General features: G+C 74.5%; 19 protein-coding genes. 7 read left to right on the top strand and 12 right to left on the bottom strand.

What is annotated here, in order from left to right; genetic code table 11:
- Positions 1-26: 26 nt before the first annotated feature.
- A complete protein-coding gene (locus tag ABD324_RS13820; protein ID WP_344416264.1) occupies positions 27-1,007 on the bottom strand; it encodes a glutathione S-transferase family protein in 981 nt (326 codons plus the stop codon).
- 36 nt (positions 1,008-1,043) lie between these two features.
- Between ABD324_RS13820 and ABD324_RS13815 the strand changes: the two genes are divergently transcribed.
- Entirely contained in the window at positions 1,044-2,225 is a 1,182-nt protein-coding gene (locus tag ABD324_RS13815) for an acetyl-CoA hydrolase/transferase C-terminal domain-containing protein (RefSeq protein WP_344416262.1), read from the top strand.
- Between the two features lie 152 nt (positions 2,226-2,377).
- Here the strand turns inward: ABD324_RS13815 and ABD324_RS13810 are convergent, their stop codons facing one another.
- Both ABD324_RS13810 and ABD324_RS13805 read right to left on the bottom strand, forming a co-directional pair.
- Positions 2,378-3,223, bottom strand: a complete 846-nt coding sequence (locus tag ABD324_RS13810) for an alpha/beta fold hydrolase (protein ID WP_344416398.1) — start codon at positions 3,221-3,223, stop codon at positions 2,378-2,380.
- Entirely contained in the window at positions 3,114-3,782 is a 669-nt protein-coding gene (locus ABD324_RS13805) for a GtrA family protein (protein ID WP_344416260.1), read from the bottom strand. Before ABD324_RS13805 ends, ABD324_RS13810 begins: the two co-directional genes overlap by 110 nt.
- Positions 3,783-4,007: 225 nt before the next feature.
- On the opposite strand from ABD324_RS13805, the gene ABD324_RS13800 reads away from it, so the two are divergent.
- On the top strand, positions 4,008-4,409 hold the full coding sequence (locus ABD324_RS13800) for a hypothetical protein (RefSeq protein ID WP_344416258.1): 402 nt from the start codon (positions 4,008-4,010) through the stop codon (positions 4,407-4,409).
- Here the strand turns inward: ABD324_RS13800 and pcaG are convergent.
- Positions 4,406-4,957 (bottom strand): protocatechuate 3,4-dioxygenase subunit alpha, encoded by a 552-nt coding sequence (gene pcaG, locus ABD324_RS13795; protein ID WP_344416256.1) that lies wholly within the window; start codon positions 4,955-4,957, stop codon positions 4,406-4,408. The genes ABD324_RS13800 and pcaG overlap by 4 nt on opposite strands.
- The gene (pcaH, locus tag ABD324_RS13790) at positions 4,950-5,642 is read right to left on the bottom strand and encodes a protocatechuate 3,4-dioxygenase subunit beta (protein WP_344416254.1); all 693 of its coding nucleotides are present in this window, start codon (positions 5,640-5,642) and stop codon (positions 4,950-4,952) included. Before pcaH ends, pcaG begins: the two co-directional genes overlap by 8 nt.
- Before the next feature lie 69 nt (positions 5,643-5,711).
- Between pcaH and ABD324_RS13785 the strand changes: the two genes are divergently transcribed.
- Together ABD324_RS13785 and ABD324_RS13780 are read left to right on the top strand one after the other, a co-directional pair.
- On the top strand, positions 5,712-6,461 hold the full coding sequence (locus ABD324_RS13785) for an IclR family transcriptional regulator (protein WP_344416252.1): 750 nt from the start codon (positions 5,712-5,714) through the stop codon (positions 6,459-6,461).
- 200 nt (positions 6,462-6,661) lie between these two features.
- A complete protein-coding gene (locus ABD324_RS13780) occupies positions 6,662-7,795 on the top strand; it encodes an epoxide hydrolase family protein (RefSeq protein ID WP_344416250.1) in 1,134 nt (377 codons plus the stop codon).
- A gap of 45 nt (positions 7,796-7,840) precedes the next feature.
- On the opposite strand, the gene ABD324_RS13775 is transcribed toward ABD324_RS13780, so the two are convergent.
- Entirely contained in the window at positions 7,841-9,016 is a 1,176-nt protein-coding gene (locus tag ABD324_RS13775; RefSeq protein WP_344416248.1) for an FIST signal transduction protein, read from the bottom strand.
- A 22-nt stretch (positions 9,017-9,038) separates the two neighbouring features.
- Complete coding sequence (locus ABD324_RS13770) at positions 9,039-10,316, bottom strand: competence/damage-inducible protein A (RefSeq protein ID WP_344416246.1); 1,278 nt, start codon at positions 10,314-10,316, stop codon at positions 9,039-9,041.
- 185 nt (positions 10,317-10,501) lie between these two features.
- Between ABD324_RS13770 and ABD324_RS13765 the strand changes: the two genes are divergently transcribed.
- Complete coding sequence (locus ABD324_RS13765) at positions 10,502-11,776, top strand: glycosyltransferase family 2 protein (RefSeq protein ID WP_344416244.1); 1,275 nt, start codon at positions 10,502-10,504, stop codon at positions 11,774-11,776.
- A gap of 29 nt (positions 11,777-11,805) precedes the next feature.
- Here ABD324_RS13765 and ABD324_RS13760 read toward each other — a convergent pair whose 3' ends face one another.
- Entirely contained in the window at positions 11,806-12,579 is a 774-nt protein-coding gene (locus tag ABD324_RS13760) for a hypothetical protein (RefSeq protein WP_344416242.1), read from the bottom strand.
- Positions 12,580-12,713: 134 nt separating this feature from the next.
- Here ABD324_RS13760 and ABD324_RS13755 point away from each other — a divergent pair, with 134 nt between their 5' ends.
- The gene (locus tag ABD324_RS13755; protein ID WP_425565836.1) at positions 12,714-13,373 is read left to right on the top strand and encodes a response regulator transcription factor; all 660 of its coding nucleotides are present in this window, start codon (positions 12,714-12,716) and stop codon (positions 13,371-13,373) included.
- A 56-nt stretch (positions 13,374-13,429) separates the two neighbouring features.
- On the opposite strand, the gene ABD324_RS13750 is transcribed toward ABD324_RS13755, so the two are convergent.
- Complete coding sequence (locus tag ABD324_RS13750; protein WP_344416240.1) at positions 13,430-13,990, bottom strand: dihydrofolate reductase family protein; 561 nt, start codon at positions 13,988-13,990, stop codon at positions 13,430-13,432.
- A gap of 245 nt (positions 13,991-14,235) precedes the next feature.
- On the bottom strand, positions 14,236-15,990 hold the full coding sequence (locus ABD324_RS13745; protein WP_344416238.1) for a trypsin-like peptidase domain-containing protein: 1,755 nt from the start codon (positions 15,988-15,990) through the stop codon (positions 14,236-14,238).
- Positions 15,991-16,166: 176 nt separating this feature from the next.
- Here ABD324_RS13745 and ABD324_RS13740 point away from each other — a divergent pair, with 176 nt between their 5' ends.
- A complete protein-coding gene (locus ABD324_RS13740; protein ID WP_344416236.1) occupies positions 16,167-16,538 on the top strand; it encodes a response regulator transcription factor in 372 nt (123 codons plus the stop codon).
- Between the two features lie 137 nt (positions 16,539-16,675).
- Here the strand turns inward: ABD324_RS13740 and ABD324_RS13735 are convergent, their stop codons facing one another.
- Positions 16,676-19,048 carry an FtsX-like permease family protein gene (locus ABD324_RS13735; RefSeq protein WP_344416234.1) on the bottom strand — a complete coding sequence of 791 codons (2,373 nt, stop codon included), beginning with the start codon at positions 19,046-19,048 and terminating at the stop codon, positions 16,676-16,678.
- Positions 19,045-21,447, bottom strand: coding sequence for an ABC transporter permease (locus tag ABD324_RS13730; protein WP_344416232.1), 2,403 nt, complete (start codon positions 21,445-21,447; stop codon positions 19,045-19,047). The genes ABD324_RS13735 and ABD324_RS13730 overlap by 4 nt, the downstream gene beginning before the upstream one ends.
- Positions 21,448-21,449 lie beyond the last annotated feature (2 nt).

The raw sequence follows: 21,449 nt of genomic DNA, 5'->3' as shown, positions 1-21,449 counted from the left end.
TCCCGAAAGTGCCGACTCGCGGGGTTCTAGGTCAGTGGGGGGACGCACTCGCTCTCCAGGGGCGGGCCGGGCGGGGTGCCGTCGCCGAAGGGGCGGCCGCCGAGGGCCTCCCGGCCGTGCGGGGTGAGCCAGCCGGAGGTGAGCGGCCCGCGAGGCACGATGCCCGTCGGGTTGATGGTCCGGTGCACCCCGTAGTAGTGCTGCTTGATCTGCGCGAAGTCGATCGTGTCGCCGAAGCCGGGGGTCTGGAAGAGGTCCCGGGCGTAGGCCCACAGCACCGGCATCTCGGTGAGCTTCTGCCGGTTGGCCTTGAAGTGCCCGTGGTACGCGGCGTCGAAGCGGACGAGCGTGACCCACAGCCGGACGTCGGCCTCGGTGATCGTGTCCCCCACCAGGTACCGACGGTCCGCGAGCCGCTCGGACAACGCGTCGAGCCGGGCGAACAAGGCCTCGTGGGCCCGGTCGTAGGCGGCCTGCGAGCCGGCGAAGCCGCACTTGTACACGCCGTTGTTGACGTCGTGGAACACCTGCTCCGAGAGGGCCTCGATCTCGTCCCGGTGCGCCTCGGGGAACAGGTCCGGCGCGCCCTCGCGGTGGTGGGCGGTCCACTGCGTGGCGAGGTCGAACTCCAGCTCCTTGTAGGCGTTGGTCACGACCTTGCCGCTCGCCACCTCCACCACGGCCGGCACCGTGACGCCCTTGTCGTAGCCCGGGATCGCCTTCTCGTAGGCGTCGCGCAGCCACTCGATGCCGAGCACCGGATCCCGGTCGCCGGGGTCGTTGTGGAAGCGCCAGCTGCGCTCGTCGTGCAGCGGGCCGGCGATGCCCATCGACAGCACCGGCTCGAGCCCCAGCAGCCGCCGCACGATCACGGTCCGGTTCGCCCACGGGCACGCCCGCGCCACGACGAGCCGGTAGCGCCCTGCCTCGACGGGCCACGGAGACGACCCGTCCGCCGTGATCCGCTCCTGCACACCCAGCGGGGCACGCACGAATTCCTGCGCCATGGTCGAACCCTACGGCCGGCGTGGTCGAATTGCCGGATGATCGACCCGACCGCCGCTCTCGGCGCCCTGATCCGCCCCGGCACGCGCGTCGCCCTGGCGGACGGCTGCGGCTCGCCGCTCGCCCTGCTCGGGCCGCTCGGCCGGGCGGCCGCGGGCAAGGACGTCAGGCTCGTCACCGGCTGGTCGCCGGCGGCCGCGCCGGACCTCGATCCGACGGCCTTCGCCGAGATCCGGACGGTCGGGGGCGGGCCGGGCATGCGGCCCTTGCTCGACGCGGGGCTCGCCCGGTCCGTGCCGTGCCGGCTGTCGGCGATCCCCGCCCTGCTCGCCGGGCCGCTGCGCCCCGACCTGCTGCTGTCGACGCTGGTCCGCGGCCCGGACGGGCTCCACTTCGGCGCCGAGGTCTCCTACCAGCGTGGGCTCGTCGAGGCCGGGGTGCCGATCGCGGCCGTGATCTCCTCGGCCACGCCGCTCGCCGAGACCGGGCCGCCGATCCCGCCGGAGCTCGTCACCGTCGTCGCGGAGACGGACGAGCCGCCCGTCGAGATCCCGATCGCCGCCCCCACCGAGGCGGACGAGGCGATCGCCCGGCACGTCGCCGCGCTCGTCCCCGAGGGGGCGCGGGTGCAGGTCGGGCCCGGGCGGCTCGCGCAGGCCATGGTCGGGGCGCTCGAGGTCCCCGTCCGGTTCGACTCGGGGCTGCTGCCGGAGCCGGTGGTGGACCTCGACCGCAAGGGCCTGTTGATCGACGATCCGGTGGCCTCGTACCTGTGCGGCACGGCGCGGCTCTACGAGTGGGCGCACGGGCGGCGGATCCTGCGTCCGATCGAGGTCACCCACGACATCGGCCGGCTCTCCGCCGCGGGCGCCCCACCCCTGGTGGCGCTGAACGCCGCTCTGGAGATCGACGTCGAGGGGCAGGTCAACGTCGAGGGGATCGGCCGCTCGCACGCGGGCCTGATCGGCGGGCATCCCGACTTCTGCGCCGCGGGTGTGCGGGGCGCGGGGCTGTCGGTGATCGCGATGCCCAGCACCGTGAAGGGCCGTCCGACGCTCGTCGAGCGGCTCTCCCGCCCGGTCACCACGGCCTCGCACGACGTCGACGTCGTGGTGACGGAACGGGGTGTCGCGGACCTCCGCGGGCTCGACCGCGCCGAGCGGCGGGCGGCATTGCGAGAGCTGTGGGGCGGCGAGATCACCCCGGCCCGGACGGACTGAGCCGCGACTCGCGCAGAGCCACCCGACTCGCCCAGAGCCACCCGACTCGCGCAGAGCCACACCCCGACCCGCGCCGCGTCAGATCCCGACTCGCGGGGGAAGGGCGTCGCCAGCGTGTGTTTCGGCCTACCGAAAGTGCCGACTCGCGGGTTTCAGGTCAGGAAGGTTCTCAGCGCCGAGAGGGTGGCCGGGAGGTTCTCCTCGACCAGGAAGTGGCCCGCGTCGGGGATCTCGTGGCCCTCGGCCAGGCCGTCGGCGGCCTTCCGGCGCCAGACCGCGAGGGCGTCCTCGCCCTGCAGGTCGGCGTTGCGGGCGACGAGGCCGCGGGCGCCCCACAGCACCAGGGTGCGGGCGGTGATCAGCTCCCCCGCGGCGTCGTGCTCCAGGTCGACCGAGGCGGCGGCGCGGTAGTCCTCGAGCATCGCGTGCCGCGCCTGCGGGTCGGCGAAGGCGCGTTCGTACTCGGCGAGGGCCTCGGGCGGGTGCGAGTCCAGGCCGGTGCCCCACGAGCCGAGCAGGCTGTGCAGGTAGGCGATCGGGTCCGCGTCGAGCAGCCTCTCGGGCATCGGCGCGGGCTGGATGTAGAAGAACCAGTGGTAGTAGGCGGTGGCGACGACCCGGTCGACGTGCGCGTACACGTACTCCGTCGGCAGGATGTCGAGCAGCGCCAGCCGCTCCACACGGGACGGATGGTCGAGCGCGAGGCGGTGCGTGACCCGCGCGCCGCGGTCGTGCCCGACCACAGCGAAGCGGTCGAAGCCCAGCTCGGCCATCACCTCGGCCTGGTCCGCCGCCATCGCGCGGAACGAGTAGCCCGCGTGGTCGTCGCCGGCCGGGGGCCGGTCGGACCCGCCGTAGCCCCGCAGGTCCGTGGCGACGACGGTGTGGCTAGCGGCCAGCTCCCGCGCGACCGGCGCCCACATCACGTGGCTCTGCGGGAACCCGTGGAGCAGGAGCAGCGGTGGCCCCTCCCCACCCCGCGTCCCGTGGATCCGCACCCCGCTCGACGTCCGCAGATCGAACGTCCTGAACTCCTCGCCGAACATGCTCGGCACGGTAGCCCTGCGGCTTGTGGAACACCCACGCCTTCAGCACGAGGAAGCGCATCAGCCCGCCGAGGACGCTGGCCGCGGTCACCGCGGCCGTCTCCTCCAGCGGGGTCGCCCCGGTGACGATCTCGTGCAGCAGGAGCAGCACGCCCGTCGAGTACCCGGCGTAGAACACGACCGTGCCCAGGTCCTGCACCCAGACCCGCCAGCGCTGCGGGGCCTGCGCCCCGTCGAACACGAACCGGCGGTTGATCTCGGTGCTCAGCGCGGTGCTGACGAGCAGCGCGACCAGGTTGGCCGGCACGGTGTCGAGCACGAGGCGCAGGGTCAGGTAGAGCACGGCGTTCGCGGCGGTGCCGAGCCCGCCGACGAGGGTGAAGCGCACGAGCTGCGTGGCCACCGGGTGCCGCTCGCGGATCCGGCGGCGCGTCTCGACGAGGCGGGCGACGGTGTCGGAGAACATGCCGGCGAAGGGGAACAGCCCCCCGATCTCGGCCCTGCTCGCCATCGCGTCTTCCCGTCTCCCGTGTGCTGTTCCGTTATCGCACCCGCGGCTGTCCCCGCGCTCGCCCTCAGCTGTGTGAACGCTGTGAGCGGCGCTGATCCATCCCGACCGTGACCTGGCCGACATGCGGATACCCGTCACCGGCCGGGGGTACGCGCGTTGACGGTATGAGATGGATCTCCACCCGGGTGGGTGGCGGGCAGGGCACGCGATCGGGGAGCAGCGGGTATGCGGCGCACGTTTCTGGCACTCGGGGTGATCACGCTGGCCGCGGCCGGCGCGATCGTGGCGGCGACGGGTGCCTCGGCGGCCCCGGCCGGGCAGCCCGGTGTGGCGCACGGCTACTACGTGGCCCTCAACGGCACCGCGGACGACGGCTCCTGGTCACCCCAGTCGGATGCGATCGTCAACCCGGAGATGGGCCGCTGCTACGACCTCGGCTCGGTGGTCACCGGCCCGGCGGCCTGGACGGAGTCGGTGAACCGGACGGACCAGACCGCGGTGCTCTCGCAGCGCACCTGCGCCGAGCGCACCGGCGGGCCGGCCGCCACGCACCAGTCCGCGCCCGCGGACCACGCGGACTCGGTGACCTTCGCCTTCCGCTCGGTGACCTTCACCCACCTGCCCTAGACCTGCAGGAACACCGTCTCGCGGTCGCCCTGCAGGTGGATGTCGAGGCGGTACTCCTCCGGCCCCGTCTTCTCGGCGACCAGGGTGTCGCGCCGCACCGCGGGGAGCGAGGCGAGCAGCGGGTCCGTCGCGTTCTCGGGGCGGCCGGCGAAGTAGATCCGGGTGACGACGCGGTCCAGCAGCCCCCGCGCGAAGACCGAGACGTCGAGGTGCGGGGCCTCGCCGCCCGGGAGCGCCCCGGGCAGCAGCGTGCGGATCTCCCAGCGCCCCTCGGGGTCCGTGCAGCACCGGCCGAAGCCGAGGAAGCCCGGGACGGTCGGGGCCACGGCGCCGCGCGGGTCGTCGGGATGGTCGAACCGGCCGTCCGGATCGGCCTGCCAGGTCTCGACCAGCCCGTCCGGCACGGGATCGCCCGCGCCGTCGTAGAGGTAGCCGGACACCGTGATCGTGCCCGGGGTGCCGGGCGGCACGACGTCCGCACCCTTCGGCCACTCCAGGCCAAGGGTGAGGAACGGGCCGACGGTCTGCGACGGGGTCACCTCAGGCATGTGCGTCCTCGAAGGGTGTCTGTCCGCTGCCGCGCAGCACGATGTCCCAGCGGAAGGCCAGGGCCCGGTCCGGCTGCGTCGCGTCCATGTCGAACGCGGAGACCATCCGCGTCCGCGCTCCCTCGGGAACCGAGCGGTAGATCGGGTCGTAGGCGAACAGCGGATCGTCCGGGAAGTACATCTGCGTCACGAGCCGCTGGGTGAAGGCCCGCCCGAACAGCGAGAAGTGGATGTGCGCGGGGCGCCAGGCGTTGTGGTGGTTGCCCCACGGGTAGGCCCCCGGCTTGATCGTGGTGAACGAGTACTCGCCGAGGGAGCTCGTGACCACGCGGCCGCCGCCGGAGAAGTTCGGGTCCAGCGGGGCCGGCCAGGTGTCGCGGGCGTGGGCGTAGCGGCCGGCGGCGTTGGCCTGCCAGACCTCGACGAGGGTGTCCGGCACCGGGCGGCCGTCCGAGTCGAGCACCCGGCCGTGCACCACGATCCGCTGGCCCTGCGGTTCACCGCCGTGCTGGCGGGTCAGGTCGTGGTCGTTCGGCCCGATCTGGCCGTGCAGCAGCGGCCCCGTGATCTCGGTGAGCCGCTGCGGCAGCAGCACCGGGGGCTGCGTCGGATGCCGCAGGCCGGTGCTGCGGTACTCCGGGGAGTCCAGGGGCGGATGGGTGTCCCGCGGCAGCGCGTACGTCACATGCGCCAGCATGCCGCGGGCCGGCCTCCGGCTCGACCCGGCTTCCGTTCCCCGGAAGGATGCCTGCTCATGACGGTCACGGCGCGGGTCCTCGACGTCCTGGGCGCCTTCAGCGAGGAACATCCCGAGCTGACGCTGACCGAGATCTCCCGACGGACCGGCCTGCCGTTGACGACCACGCACCGGCTCGTGGGCGAGCTCACCACCTGGGGCGCCCTCGAACGCGCGGAGAGCACGAGGGGCGCCGGGGCCGGGCCGTACCGGATCGGGCTGCGGCTCTGGGAGGTCGGCGCGCTGGCCCCGCGCGGGCTCGGCCTGCGCGACCACGCCATGCCCTACCTCGAGGACCTCCACGAGGTGACCCGGGAGAACGTGCAGCTCGCGGTGCTCGACGGCGCCGAGGTCGTCTACGTCGAGCGGCTGTCGGCGCCGGACGCCGTGTCCATCCGGTCCCGTGCCGGCTCCCGGCTCCCCGCGACGGCGACGGCGGTCGGGCTGGCGATGCTGGCCCACGCCGATCCGGAGCTGGTCGACGCGGTGCTCGCGGCCCCGGTGCGGCGTTTCACCACGCGGACGGTCACCGACCCGCGCACGCTGCGGCACCTGCTCGGCGAGGTGCGGCGCACGGGCGTGGCGATCAGCGACCGGCAGATCGAGCTCGTCTCGCAGTCCGTCGGGGCGCCCGTGCGCGCGGGGCGGGGGCCGGTCGTCGCGGCGCTGTCGATCGTGGTCCCCGCCGCGGCCAACCCCCACGCCTACGTCCCCGCTGTCCTGGCCGCCGCCCGCGGGATCTCCCGCGCGCTCGGCCCCACCACCTGAGCGCGGGGCACTCTCGGCCGTTCGTCGCGGGGTTGTGGGCGCGGTCGGTGGGCGCGACCATCTCCCGCACGGACCTGGTCGCCGACGGCGGCCCGACCCGCGAAGCGCGGCGCGCAGTACAGCTCCGAGTGCCTCGTCAGGAATGATCGGCACGGGACTCGACGGCCCGTCCCGCACCGACCGACCCTGACGAGGCACACATGCGCGAGTTCCGAGTCGACATCCCCGAGGCCGAGCTCGACGACCTGCGGGACCGGCTGCGGCGCACCCGCTGGCCCGAGCCCGCGACGGTCGACGGCTGGACCCAGGGGGTGCCGCTGGACTACGCCCGGGACCTGGCCCGCTACTGGGCCGACGACTACGACTGGCGCCGCTGCGAGGCCGAGCTCAACGGCTACCCGCAGTTCACGACGGGTCTCGACGGCGGCGGCGACGACACCCTCGAGATCCACTTCCTGCACGTCCGCTCGCCCCACGAGGACGCGCTGCCGCTGATCCTCACCCACGGCTGGCCCGGCTCGGTGATCGAGTACCTCGGGCTGATCGACGCGCTCACGAAGCCGGACGACCCGGCGGACGCCTTCCACGTCGTCGTCCCGTCGCTGCCCGGGTACGGGTTCAGCGGCAAGCCGCGGGTGTCCGGCTGGGGGATCGAGCGGATCGCGACGGCGTGGGCGCAGCTGATGGACCGGCTCGGCTACGACCGTTACGGCGCGCAGGGCGGCGACTGGGGATCGATGATCACGGCGGCGCTCGCCTCGGGGATCCCCGAGGCCGTCGCGGGCATCCACCTGACGATGCCGCTCGCCGAGGCGCCGCCGCAGGAGGAGCGCCGGCCCCTGACCCGCGACGAGCAGAAGGCGTTGCGGGACATGAAGAGCTTCATGCTGCTCGGCACCGGCTACTCCGCCGAGCAGTCCACCCGGCCGCAGACCCTCGGCTACGGCCTCACGGACTCCCCCATGGGCCAGGCCTCCTGGATCATCGAGAAGTTCTGGGACTGGACGGACTGCGCGGGCCGCCCGGACAACGCGATCCCGCGGGACCGCCTGCTGGACAACGTGATGCTCTACTGGCTGGGTGCCACCGGCGCCTCGTCGGCCCGGCTCTACTGGGAGAGCTACCGCAAACCGCGCATGGACGTCGTCGAGGTCCCGACGGGCATCACGGTCTTCCCCGCGGAGATGAACCGGCTCCCCCGCCACTGGCTCGAGCGCCGCTTCCTCGACATCCGCTCCTTCACGAAGCCGGTCGCCGGCGGCCACTTCGCGGCCCTCGAGCAGCCCGAGACCCTGGTCGACGAGATCCGCGCCTTCTTCCGCCTGGTCCGCTAGGAACGCCTCGTGAGTGGCGATGGTCGCCATGGCGACCATCGCCACTCACGGGCCGAAGGTCAGGACCGACGCGGTGAAGCCGTGGAGGTGGTTGCGGCCCCCGACCGGGCCGATCTCGCCCGCCGCGAAGAAGCCGGCGGCCGGGATCTCGCCGAGGGTCTCCCGCAGGACGCGGACGTCGTGGGAGGCGTCCGGGAACATGGTGGTGCCGCGGCCGTTGCAGGAGAACAGCAACGCGCCCGAGACCGGGGCCGCGAGGTCGCCCAGCAGGGCGGCGAGGTCCTCGCCGGCACCGGCGGCGTCTCGCACCTGGAACTGCACCGTCCGGCCGACCTCGACGATCTCGCCGACGGCGACCGCCCCGGCCTCCGGGTCGATGCCCAGCAGGGTGCGGATCAGGAAGTCGCCGCGGCCGTGCTCGTCGGCGTACTCGTCGATCGCGATGCCGAGGTGCAGCCCGCGGGTGGCCTGCTGCTGCTCCTCCGGCGGCAGGGCCGAGACGATCTCCCCGAGCTTCGCGTAGGCGCTGCGGCCGGCGAGCTCGCGCAGATGGTTGGCCTCGGCGGCGGTGACGATCATCGGCGGCCCGATCGGCCGGCAGCCTTGGCTCACGACCGTCCGTACCCCCGCGCCCGCACCGAGCAGGACGCCGACGCCGCCGTCGTCGTGGATCTCGCCGTCGAGCACCAGGCGGTTGCCGCCCGGGGAATCCGCGCCGCTGGCCAGCCCGCCCATGAGCGGGATCCCGGGCAGCAGCCGGTCCGCCGCCTCGACGTAGCCGCGCACCGGGAAGCTGAACGGGTCGACGAACACGATCGCCGCCTCGGCGCCCTCGATCAGCGGGCCGACCGGGGTGCCGCCGACCTGCACGCCCTCGCTCTGCGGCCCCACCTGCGCGGTGAGCCGGAAGGGACGCAGCGAGACCCCGGGCAGCCGCGCCGCGAACACGGCGACCGCGGACGTCTGTTCCAGGCCACGACCCGCCCCGATCACGCCGTGCGCGCTGGTCGCGACCACGGTGCCGGCGCCCGTGCGGCGCGCGCCCTCGGAGACCGCGGCCGCGGCGGCGTCCGGGTTCCCCGACGGCCCGCAGGACACGAACGCGACGACCAGGTCCGGCGGGCCGCCGAGGTCGCGGGTGGCCTGCCCGAACGCGTCGGCGGCCGCGGCGACCGGATCCGCGCCGGTCCCGAGCCCCTCACCGAACGCCCGCGCGCTCATCAGGCCTCCGCCCGAGCGAACGTCACGACGAGTACCGCGTGGCCGCCCGCAACAGCAGGTGCATCGCCAGGTCCGTCGAGCGCTCCCGGATGGTGCTGCGCCCGCCCGCCAGGACCGGGTCGCGGGCGATGACCTGGCCGTCCGCCGTGGTCACGCAGAAGCACACGTACCCGACGGGCTTGGCCTCCGTGCCGCCGCCCGGCCCGGCCACGCCGGTGATCCCCACCCCGATCGCCGCGCCGAACTCGGCCCGCGCGCCGTCCGCCAGGGCCTTCGCGACCTCCGGCGAGACCGCGCCGTGCTCGGCGATCATCTCCGCCGGCACGTCGAGCATCGCGGTCTTGGCGGTGTTCGAGTACGCCACCACCCCACCCACGACGTAGGCCGAGGAGCCGGCCCGGTCGATCAGGCGCCCGGCGAGCAGGCCGCCGGTGCAGGACTCGCCGGTCGCGACGGTGAGCCCGCGCTCCGCGAGCACCGCGGCGAGCAGCTCGTCCGTGGTCCGCCCGTCCTCGCTCAGCAGCTGCGCGCGGTGCCGCTCCACGATCGCCGACGCGAGCTCCTTCGCCGCGACCTCCCGGCCCGGCAGCGGGTGCAGGTCCACCTCCAGCTCCGAGCGGCGCTGGCAGGTCGTGACCTCCACCCCGTCCGGGATGCCGAGATCCCGCAGCGTCGCCGCGATCTCGGACTCGGGGAGGCTGAAGAACCGCAGGTGGCGGGGCTCCGCGTGAGGCACGCCGGCCAGCAGCTCGGCGAACGGGGGCGCCGCCAGCACCTGCGGCCACATGCCCTGCAGCTCCCGCGGCGGGCCGGGGAGGACCACGACCAGCGGCCCGTCCGGCTTGCGTGCGACGACGCCGGGGGCCGTGCCGTACGGCTCGAGCGTGACGGCCCCGCGCGGCACCATGGCCTGCTTGCGGGTGGCCTCGTCGAGCGCCGCGCCGGCGAACCCGGAGCGCTTCGCCCAGGTCGCGATCCGGGCGTCGATCCGGACCCGCAGCTCCTCGTCACAGAACAGCTCGGCGCCGACGTACCCGGCCACGACCTCCGTCGTCAGGTCGTCCGCGGTCGGGCCGAGACCACCGCTCGTGACCACCAGCTCCGCCGCCGCCCCCACGTGCGCGAGGGCCTCGGCGAGATCCTCCGCCCGGTCCCCCACCATCACGAGCTGGGTGACCCCGAACCCGAGCTCCCCCAGCTCACGCGCGAGCCACGGCCCGTTCGCGTCCTGCACCGCGCCCGTGAGCAGCTCGCTGCCCGTGACCACGATCGCCGCACGCGGCCTCGTCCCCGCATCCATACCCGGACGGTACCCCCACCACCCGACAGTCACTCTCCGTGAGCGATGTGGGTCAAACCACCCGGTGGAGTGAGCCGGAAACCGTTACTGACCTGGCTCATCGCTCGTTCTCAGGGTGATCACAGCGTGCGTGCGGAGACTGGGCCTCGTCGCCGGTGGAGACCGGGGACGGAAGGGGACGCGAGATGACGGACGAGCAGGGTCCGACCTGGGTCGGCGAGGTCGACCTCGGGGACCCGGCCGGCCTGCAGGTCGATCCGGGGTTCCGGGCGGCCCGCCTGCTCGTGACCGTGGGCGGCGACGCCGTCGGCCAGGTCACCGTGCCGCTCGTCGACGGCCGTGCGGACGCCGTGACCGTCGCCGAGTGCATCCGTGCGCAGCTCGGCTCGCTGCCCGCGCCGCGCGAGGTGCCCGCGTCCGTCGAGCCGATCACGGTCGTCGTCGCCACCCGGGGGCGGGCCCGCAGCCTCGGCCGGTGCGTGCGTGCGGTCCTCGCCGGGGACCACCCCGCGGTCACCGTGCTCGTCGTGGACAACGACCCGGCGGACGACGCCACCGCGAAGGCCGTCGCCGCGATCGGCGACGAGCGCGTCCGCTACATCCGCGAGACCCGCCGCGGGGCGTCCGTGGGGCGCAACCGCGGGCTCGCCGAGGCCCGCACCCGGCTCGTCGCGTTCACCGACGACGACACCGAGGTCGACGGCTCCTGGGCGCGCCGGCTGGCCGGGGCGTTCGCCGCGGACCCGCAGCTCGTCTGCGTCAGCGGGCCGGTGCTCGCGGCCCGGCTGACCAGCCCGGAGGAGATCGTCGCGGACTCCGCGCTCGGCTGGAGCAAGGGCTTCGTGCCGCGCCGCTTCTCCCTCGCCGAGCCGCCCGCCGACTCCGCGATCTTCCCGTTCGCGCCCGGCCTGCTGGGCATCGGCGCGAACCTGGCCGTCCGCGCGGACGTCGCGCTCGCCGTCGGCGGGTTCGACGAGTCGCTCGGCCCGGGCACCCGGGCCCGCAGCGGCGAGGACTGCGAGTTCCTGGTGCGGCTGGTGCTCGCCGGGCACGCCACCGGCTACGAGCCCGCCGCCTGGGTGTGGCACCACCACCGGCCCGACACCGCCGCGCTGCGCGAGCAGGTCGAGGGCTACGCCGTGGGGCTCGCCGGGTTCCTGACGAAGGTCGCGCTGAGCCCGCAGGGCCGGATGGTCGCGCTGCGGCGCATCCCCGCCGCGGTGCGCCAGCTCTCCCGGATCGCCGAGAGCCAGAGCGGCGCCGAGGGGCTCTCCACCAGCTCGACCCGCACCCGCCGGCGCGGCATGCTCACCGGCCCGTGGATCTACCTGCGCTCGCGGCGCGCGGCCCGGCGCTCCGGCGGCCGGGTGCCGCCGCTGATGCCCGAGCAGAGCGAACGGCCCCGCGGCGGCGGGGGTGGCGGTCCCCGCCGGCACGAGGCCGTCTTCTCCCTGCGCTGATCTCCTGCGCTGACCTCTCCAGCGCCGGGCTACCTCGCCCCGCCGGCCCACTGGGCGTCGGTCATCCGGAGCGCGGCGATGCCGACGGTGATCATGAACAGGCCGATCAGCGCGCCGGAGACGATGTTCGCGACGGCGGAGTACTGCTGTCCCAGCGGCACCGTCATCACGGCGACGGAGGCGACGATCATCAGGCCGAACGACCAGTGGAAGAAGCCCGCGCGCCAGGCCGCGACCGCGCCGAGCACCATGCCGGCGAACACGAGCATCGTCGTCGGGCCCCCGATGAGGACCGCGAGCGGCAGGTTCTGGGCGGCGTCGGAGACCCGGACGGCGGTCTCGGCCGGCAGCTCCTGGCGGATCGCCAGGTCGTAGAAGTCCGTGACGAGCAGGCCCGGCAGGGCGAGCGTGCCGATCCAGGAGATCGCCAGGGCCACGTTGCCGAGCACGCGGCCGCGGCTGCGGGTCATGGCGGTGAAGGCCAGCAGCACCGACGCGATGCCCATGTACCCGAAGAACAGCAGGATCGCGGCGATCTGGCTGCGCATCGGGTCCACGACCAGGGAGTCGAGGTACGGGAGCTTGCCCTCGGCGCGCTCCCACACCGTCGCGGCGAACCCGGAGGCCACGAGCACGCCGCCGACCGCCGCGGAGATGCCGACGGCTCTGCGGCGGAACCCGGTGGAGGGTGGCGCGCTGCTCTTCTTCTCCGTGACGGCGTAGCCGGCGTAGTCCTCGGCGCTCAGGGGCGCGGGGATGACGGGGATGACCGGGACGGCGGGCGGGGTGATCTGCGTTGTCATGCCGGGAACCCTGCTCGGCCGCGGTCGCCGCGACACCCGTGCTGGCCTGCCGATCCGACCGGCGGAGTTCCGAACCCGTAAAGGTGTGGGCAGTACACCCCCGCCCCGCCGGGCGCGCCCCTTACCCTGGGCGGGTGAAGATCCGAGTGGTCCTGGCGGAGGACAACGCCCTGCTCCGGCACGGCCTGGTGCGCCTGATCGACGCCACCGAGGACCTCACCCTCGTGGGCTCGGCCCCCGACCTGCCCACGCTGAACGAGCTGATCGACGAGCACGAGCCGGACGTCGTCATCACCGACATCCGGATGCCCCCCACGAACACGGACGAGGGCATCTCCGTCGCCGCCGACCTGCGCACGCGCAAGCCGGACATGGGCGTGATCCTGCTGTCCCAGTACGCGGAGGCGCAGTACGCGCTGACCCTGCTGGCCGACGGCACGGCCCGGCGCGGCTACCTGCTCAAGGAGCGGGTGGCGGACGGCGACGAGCTGGCCGAGGCGGTCCGCCGGGTCGCCGAGGGCGGCTCGGTCATCGACCCCACGGTCATCGAGGGCCTGGTCGCCGCGCAGCGGGCCAAGCCCTCGGAGCTCGACGCCCTCACCCCACGGGAGCTCGAGGTGCTGGGCGAGATGGCACAGGGCAAGTCCAACGCCTCCATCGCCGCCGCCCTGGTCCTCTCGGAGCGGGCGATCGAGAAGCACACCAACTCGATCTTCTCCAAGCTCGGGCTGTCGGAGGAGAAGGACCTCAACCGCCGCGTCTCCGCGGTCCTGGTGTTCCTGCAGAACTCCTGATCGCCCTCGGCGGTACCCGGCGGCCGCTCATGGCCGCCCCGCACCGCGGCCGCTGATCACACGCGGCGGTAGGTCGAGAGGACGACCCGCTCGTCGTAGACCTGCGAGTCCACGAGGTCGAAGTTCTGGCGGCTCGGGGTCGGCAGGACGGCGTGCTCGCCGCCCAGGATCACCGGGTGGACGCCGATGTGGAGCTCGTCGACCAGGCCGGCCTCGGTGAGATCGGCGGCGAGGGCCGCGCCGCCCATGAGGACGATGTCCTTGCCCGGCTGCTCCTTCAGCGCCTGGATACGGGCGTGGACGTCGTCCCGGATCAGGTCGGTCCTCGGCTGGTCCACCGACTCGAGCGTGCGCGAGACGACGACCTTGTGCGTCGCGCGCCAGACCGGGGCGTACGCCTTGTCGTGCGGGCTGTCCGAGTCCTCGTCGGCGGTGGGCCAGTAGGACGACATCCAGCCCCACACCACGCGGCCGTAGAGCAGCGTGTCGATGCGCTCGTTCAGCGCGACCGAGTGGGCCGAGAGCTCCGGGCCCATCCGGGGCCAGTCGAACTCGCCGTTCGGGCCGCAGATCCGGCCGTCGAGGGAGACGTGGATGAAGTGGATCAGGGTGCGCATGGTCGGGCCTTCCTCCGGGGCGCCCGGGTGGGCGCTTCTCCCCCGCTGGTCGGAGCGCATCCCGGCCGCTCGACACCCGTCGGAGCGCATCACCCGATCGGCGCAACAGCTCGCGTCGAGATGAACACCAGGGCTGTTTCGGGGTGCCCGAAACAGCCCTGGTGTTCATCTCGGGGGCTGGGCGGAGGCGCGCGCACGAGAGCGGGGCCGACCCGTGAAGGGCCGGCCCCGCTGTCGTGGAGCGGTTACTGCTTCGTGCCGCAGGTGGCGCAGAAGACCGCGCCGGGGGTGACGGTCGAGCCGCAGGTCCCGCAGCTCCGGGAGTTCCCGCCCTTCGGGAGGGACACCACCGCGGTCGCCCCCGCAGCCACGTCACTCTCGGAGGCGGCACCGTTCACCGGGGCGACCGGAGCTGCCGGGGTTGAGGGCGCCGGGAAGCGCGAGGGCACCTGGGGCGCCGGGCGCTGCGAGGCGAGGATCTCCGCCGGGGTCACGATCGTCGTCGGACCGTCCGAACCGGACCCGTTCACCGGAGCCGACGGAGCGAACGGGGCGGACGGGGCCGCCTGGGCGGACGGGGCGGACGGGGCCACCGGCGCGGGGGCCGGAGCGGCGACGGGTGCCGGGGCGCTGCCCCAGGGCAGCTCCTGCCGCGCGGCGGGAACCTGCGGGTAGCCCTGACCACCGGGCGTCCAGTTCGAGTAGCCCTGCGGGGCCGGGACCGGGGCGGGAGCGACGCCACCGCGACGGCGCAGCAGCGCGATCGTCAGCACCACACCACCGACGACCAGCGCGGAACCGCCGCCGACGATCGTCCAGAAGAGCCAGGGGGCGAGGCCGAACGGGCCCTCGTCGGAGGCCGGGGCGGCCGCCGGCGGCGCCGCGGGGGCGGTGTCGCCGAAGCGCTCCTTGGCCTTGGCTGCCAGCGTCTTGTACTGCTGCGCCTGCCCGTGGTCCGGGTCGACGAGCAGCAGCCGGTCGAAGCCGGCGATGGCCTCGGAGTAGTGGCCGCCGTAGTAGGAGGCGAGAGCGTCCTGGTAGAGCTTGTCGTTGGGGCCCTGCTCGTTCTTCACGCCGTTGCGGGCGAGCAGCTCGGTCAGCCCGTTCGAGGGGGCGATGAAGTTGAACGCCTGCTCGGTGCGCAGGTGCGAGCTGTTGATGCCCACCACGTCACCCTTGAGGTCGACGGTCGGGCCGCCGCTCATGCCGGGCGAGAGCGAGGCGCTGGTCTCGTAGAACGGGACGCTGCCCATGGTGCGCTTGGTGCTGATCTGACCGTCCTTGTTGGACGGTTCCAGGGTGGTGTCGGTGACCGAGTCCGCGCTGGCCGGGTAGCCGATGGACAGCACCGGGGTGCCGATCGCGGCGTCCGCGTCCGAGCCGAGGTGCGCGGTGGGCAGGTCCGAGGACTCCACCTTCAGCAGCGCGACGTCGCCCTGCCCGATCGGGCGGAAGTCGACCAGCCGGGCCGGGAGGGCCTGGCCCTTGGTCTTGCCGCCGGTGCCGGAACCGATCACCGCGGAGAACTGCGACTCGATCGGCGAGCCCTTCGCGGTGCCCTCGACGGTCCAGTTCGCGAGGCCGTAGGTGTAGACGTCCTGCAGGTTGTAGCGGGGGTTGGCGGCCACGAAGTCCCGGGCGGCCTGCTCGACGAAGTCGGCGCGGATGCCGTCGGCGCTGGTGGTGTCCACGCAGTGGCCGGCGGTGGCGATGTAGCCCTGCGGGTTCACGCCGAAGCCGGTGCAGGTGGCGTTGAGGGTGTAGGCGTTGCCGTAGTTGAAGTAGCCGGTCGAGTCGCCGACGTACGCGGTGAAGGTCTCGGTGAGGTAGACGATCGCGGGACGCACCTCGGCGGCGGCCTTCTCCGTCGGTGTGGCCTGCTGGGGTGAGGCCCCGGGTGGCCCACCGGGCTCCGCGGCCGAGGCGGTGCCGGCCAGGGTCAGGCTGACGGCGGCCGCGACGGCGACGGAGGCGGCGGCGCGGGCGAAGAAGCCGGTCATGGTGAAGTCCTCTCTGAACTGTCGGCGTTCCCGCCGCTGATGAGGAGAACTCTGCCGAACCGCAAGTGCGGCAACGAGGTCGTCACCCTCTCGATCGGGGGTGGGGCCAGTACCACCGACCACGGGCGGGCCCGCATCCTCGGCGGGAACCTGCCCGCGGAGGCACACTGGGTCGCATGCAGGAGCAGGTGCGCGTGCTGGTGGTCGACGACCAGCGACCCTTCCGGGTCGCGGCGTCGGCGGTGATCGCCCGGATGCCCGGGTGGTCCGTCGTGGGCGTCGCGGAGACCGGCGAGGAGGCCGTGAGCGTGGCCTCGGGGCTGGTCCCCGACCTCGTCCTGATGGACTTCAACCTGCCGGGTATCGACGGCGTGGAGGCGGCCGCGCGGGTCGCCGCGAGCGTCCCGGGCGTGCGCACCGTGCTGTGCTCCACCTACCGCCGCGAGGACATCCCCGGCGCCGACAAGGTCGCGGCCTACCTCAACAAGGAAGAGCTCGGCCGAGCCGCCCTGCAGACCCTCTGGCAGGAGATCCGCCCCGCCGCCTGACCCAGCGCCTGACCTGCGCGTTATGGAACCATAACGCGATTTTCGAGGGCCTCTGATCGCGTTATGGATCCATAACGCGATCTCACGCCCCGGAAAGGCCGTTATGGATCCATAACGCGGCATCGGCGGCGCCCGGGTCAGGTCGCGCGGAGGGAGACTGCCACGGGGGCTTTCGCCAGGCGGATCGCGGGGAGGGCGCCGAGGACGAGGGCGCCGACCAGGACCGCGGGCAGGATCAGGGCGATGGGCCACACCGGGACCATGACGTCCGGGGCCACGCCCGTCTGGCTCGCCACCTGCCACCACAGCAACCGGCCCGCGCCGAGGCCGAGCAGCACGCCGATCACCACGCCCGGCAGCACGGTCGTCCCGGCCAGGACGCCGAGGGTCGCGCGGATCTGGGCCGGTGTCGCCCCCAGCACCGACAGCACGGCCGCGTCCCGGGTGTGCCGGCGGATCGCGCCGACCAGGATGTGCACCAGGCCGGCGACCGCGATGCCCGCCAGCAGCAGCGCCAGGATCTCGGGCAGCCGGAGCAGCCCGGCCAGCGTGTCGATCTCGGCGGGCACCGCGGGCGGGTGCACCTCCAGCCGTTTCGCCAGCTCCGCGTAGAGCGCCCCGGCCTCCCCCGGCGCCGCCAGCACGTGAGCCGACGCCAGGGGTGAGCCGAAGAGCTCACCCAGCTGCGCCGGCGTCATCAACAGGCCTTCGCCGAGGGGGGCGCCGCGCTCGGGCTGGGGCACGATCACGCCGGTCACGGTCAGCCGGGCCTGCCGGCCGTCCGACGAGGTGACGTCCACGGTGTCGCCCAGCGCCAGCTGCTCGCGCACGGCGACCCGCGCGCCGACGGCCACCTCCCCCGACGCGGCCGGCAACCGGCCCGTGACCAGGGACACCGGGACGTCGCCCTTGCGCGCCACGTGCGCGTACGCGTCGATCTGGCGGGCCCGGTCCTCGCCCAGGGTGACCCGCCCCGTCTGGACGACGGTCAGCCCGGCCACCCGCGGATCGGCGGCGAGGGCCTGCATGTCCGGCTCGCGGGCGTCCGCGATCGTGAGGTCGGAGGTGTAGCCGTAGCGGGCCGGGGTGTCGACGAGTCGCTGCAGGCTGGCGCCGAGCATGGTCGACGCGACGATCCCCGCCACCGTGACCGCGATCCCCAGCGCCGTGACGACGGCCGGGACGCCGATCGTGCCGCCCGTCTCCAGCCGCCCGCGCAGCGCGAGCCGCAGCCCCACGAACAGCGAGGGCCAGCGCAGGCCGACGCGCTGGGGACGGTGCCGCACCGGGACCGTCCGGACGCTCGCACCGCGCCCGGCCAGCGCGGCCGTGGCCGCCGCCATGCCGAGGAACACCACGAACACCGCGACCGCACCGACCACGACGATGTCCCACCGCGGGTCGAATCCGGGATCGGGCTCGAAACGGGCCTGGCTGCCCAGCGGTTCGACCACCCCCGCGGCCAGCGTGATCGCCCCGGCGACGACCGCGGCCACCGCGGCCCCGGAGGTCGCGGCGAGTACCCGGGCGCCCGCCCGTTCGGTGGCGCTCATCCCGAGCGCGTTCTCCACCCGTTGCCCGGGACCGCCGCGCAGGTGCAGCCGCAGCAGTCCCTGCCCGACGACGGCGAGCCCGCCCAGGGCCACGACCAGCGCGAACCCCCAGAGGCCGAAACCCAGGACGCGCTCGGCGGCGGCGACCGCGGGATCCGGGTCGGTGCTCGGGAAGACCGGGACCTCGGGCACGTACTGGCCGACGATCAGGGGTCGCGGCATGCCGGTGTACTTCGCCGAGAGCGCGGTGAGGAACTGCGAGCGCAGCGCGGCGTCGTGAGCGGCGTCGCCGGTGTAGGCGAGGCGGGCGAAGCCGGAGCGCCCGCCCGCGGCACCCGCGTTCTGCGCGGCGAAGGCCGGGGTGGCCAGCGAGTCCCCGAGCGCACCGGACCAGGACGGCATCCGGCCGATCCCCACGACCGTCATGCGCCGGGTGGCGCCGTCCGGCTCGCCGAAGCCGCTGGCGAAGCGGGCGATCTGGCGGAAGGTGAGCATCCGCAGGGTGATCCGGTCCCCGACGTGCAGGCCCGCCGCGGCGGCCAGCGGCTCGCCGAGCAGCAGCTCGTCCGCGGCCTCGACGCGCGGCACCCGCCCGGCCACGATCACCGGGTCCACCAGGTCCTTGGGCCGCTGCGGCCCGGCGATCACCGACGTGTACTGCAGCGTGGGGCCGTCGATCTGCGCGATCCAGGCGTAGGCGGTCCAGCTCTGCGTCACCCCGGGCAGCCCGGCGAACGACGACGTGACCTCGGGCAGGTCCGCGGGCAGGTAGGCGCGGGCGTCGTCCAGGCCGGTGCGCTCGACGAGCCGCGGGTAGGCGGTGGCGGTGCGGTCCGCGACCACCGCGGCGCCCAGCAGCAGGCCGCCGACCAGCCCGGCGATCAGCCCCAGCACGAGCAGCGCGCGGATCCCCGTGCGCAGCTCGGCGCGGGCCACGGCCGCGATCCCGGGGTTCACAGCGCCGCCAGGGCCGAGGCGGTGGCCGCGCGGTCCACCCGCAGCGACGGCAGCACGGACACGAGCGCGGCGCCCACCGGCACCGCGAGGACGAGCCCGAGGATCGGCCAGACCGGCACGGCGAGATCGCCGCCGACCCCGATCGTCGAGGCCACCTGCCACCAGAACAGCCGTGCCACGCCGAGCCCGACGGGCACGCCGAGCAGCACGGCCGGCACGACGGTCGTCGCGGCGAGGACGGTCAGGGTGGTGCGGACCTGCCCCGGGGTGGCGCCGAGCACCGAGAACACGGCCATCTCGCGCGCCAACCGCCGGGCCGTGACCAGCAGGGAGTGGACCAGCCCGGTGCCCGCGACGACGGCGAGCACCACCGCCAGGATTCCCGGCAGCTTGACGAGATCGGCGAGGTTGCGGATCGCCTCGGGGGGCAGGTTCGTGCCGAGCTCGAGCCGGCCGCCGAGCTCCGCGGTCAGGGCCCCGGCCATCCCCGGAGCGGCGGTGACGAACGCGGTGAGCTGCGGCGTGCGCAGGCCGGAGAGGGCGTCGAGGGTGGCCGGGTGGAGCAGGATGTCCTGGCCGGGCCGGAACCTCTCCCCCGACGGGACCACCGCCTCGCCGACCACCACGAGCTCCCGTGACCGGCCGTCCGCACCCAGCAGGACCAGCGGCGATCCCTCGGCGAGCCCGAACTGCGTGGCCACCCGCGGGTTGACGGCCACCTCGTCGGGCCCCTCGGGGAGCCGGCCGGACACCCGCTGCACCGGGGAGGCACCCTTGCGGTCCACCATGCTCTGCGCGCCGAGGAGCACCCCTTCCGGCGTGCGCAGCCGGGCGGTGCTGGCCACCGTGAGCGCGGCGACCCGCGGGTCCGGGACGAGGGTGGCGACGTCGTCCTCGCGGCTGTCCGCGATCGTGAGGTCCGTGCCGCCGCCCCAGCGCGCCGGGGCGTCGACCAGGCGGGCGAGGCTCGCGCCGACCACCAGCGTGGCGACGATCGCGGCCACCGCCGCCGCGGCCGCGAGGATGGTGACGAGCGGGGGGACGCCGCGGCGCGCGCCTGCGGTGCGGGCGAGCCGGCTGCCCAGCAGCAGGGTGGGCCGGCGCCGCAACGCGGCCCCGACCGAGGCGAGCAGCGACGGCCGCGGTTCCGCGGACCCGGGCTCCGCGGCGCTCGCCCCGGCGCGGCGCCAGGCGATCGCCGCCGCGGCCGCCGCGCACAGCAGGAAGACGACCGCGAGCCCCAGGCCGCCGAGCAGCGCCAGTGTCCACTGCGGACGGAAGCCCGTGACCGGCTCGAAGCGGGCCTGGCTGCCGAGCGGCTCGAGCCGCCCCGCGGCCAGCACCACCCCGGCGCCGAGCAGCCCGGAGATCCCCGCGGCGGGCAGCGCGGCCCGCACCCTGGCCAGCACGCTCTCACCCGCGGTCATGCCCAGCGCGGCCTCGATCGAGCGCGCCCCGCGCGCCAGCCCGGCCAGACGCAGCAGGCCCAGGCCGGTGACCTGCAGCGCCCCGAGCCCCACGACCACGGCGAACATCACGATCCCGACCAGCAGCGCGTTCTCTGCGGCGACGACCGACTCGTCCTTGGTGGCGCGCGGGGTCTCCGGGGTGGCCGTGAGGTACTCGCCGACGATCGACGGCTCGGCGGCCGAGGACGCGGCGAGCGCGGCGCTGAAGCGCGCCAGGGAGTCCGGCTCCGGGGTCAGCCGCAGGTAGGCGGCCGTGCCCACGCGGCCCTCGGCGTTGGCGCGGGCGAACCCCGGGCCGCCGACGACGTCCGGCAGGGCGCTGCCCCAGGCCGGCATCCGGGCGATCCCGACGACCCTGAGCCGGCTCGCCGGGCCGTGCGGCGTGAAGCCGACGGCGAAGTCCGCCATGTCCTGCAGCGTGAGCATCCGCACGCCCACCTCGGTGCCGAGGGCCATCCCGCTGCCCTCGGCGAGCTGCTCGGACACGATCACCTCGTCCGGCGCCGCGGGATCCGGCTCCCGGCCCGCGACGATCACGGGGGTGACCAGGTCCGGGTGCGGGTCGGCGCCGGCGACGACCGAGAGGAACCGCAGCGCGCCGCCGTCGAGCTGGACGACGTAGGTGCTCGCCTCCCACACGTCCGCCACGCCGGGCATGGTCGGCAGCGCGGCGATGGTGCGGGGCTGGTCGGCGGCCAGGACGAGCCGGGCGTCGTCGAGGTGCACGGCGTCGATGAGCCGGGAGTAGGCCGAACCGGTGCGCTCGCCGAGGGCGATCGCGCCGAGCATCAGGCCGCCGACCAGGCCCAGCACCAGGCCCAGCGCGAGCAGGCTCCACCGGCGCTCCCGGCGTTCGGCCCGGGCGACGAGTCCGATCGCGGCCCGGGCACGCTCGGGCCGGGCCCTCTCGGACCTGGTACCGCTGCGCACGC

This window comes from Pseudonocardia ailaonensis (assembly GCF_039531635.1).
Lineage (GTDB): Bacteria > Actinomycetota > Actinomycetes > Mycobacteriales > Pseudonocardiaceae > Pseudonocardia > Pseudonocardia ailaonensis.
This window is presented reverse-complemented; position numbering and strand designations above follow the sequence as displayed.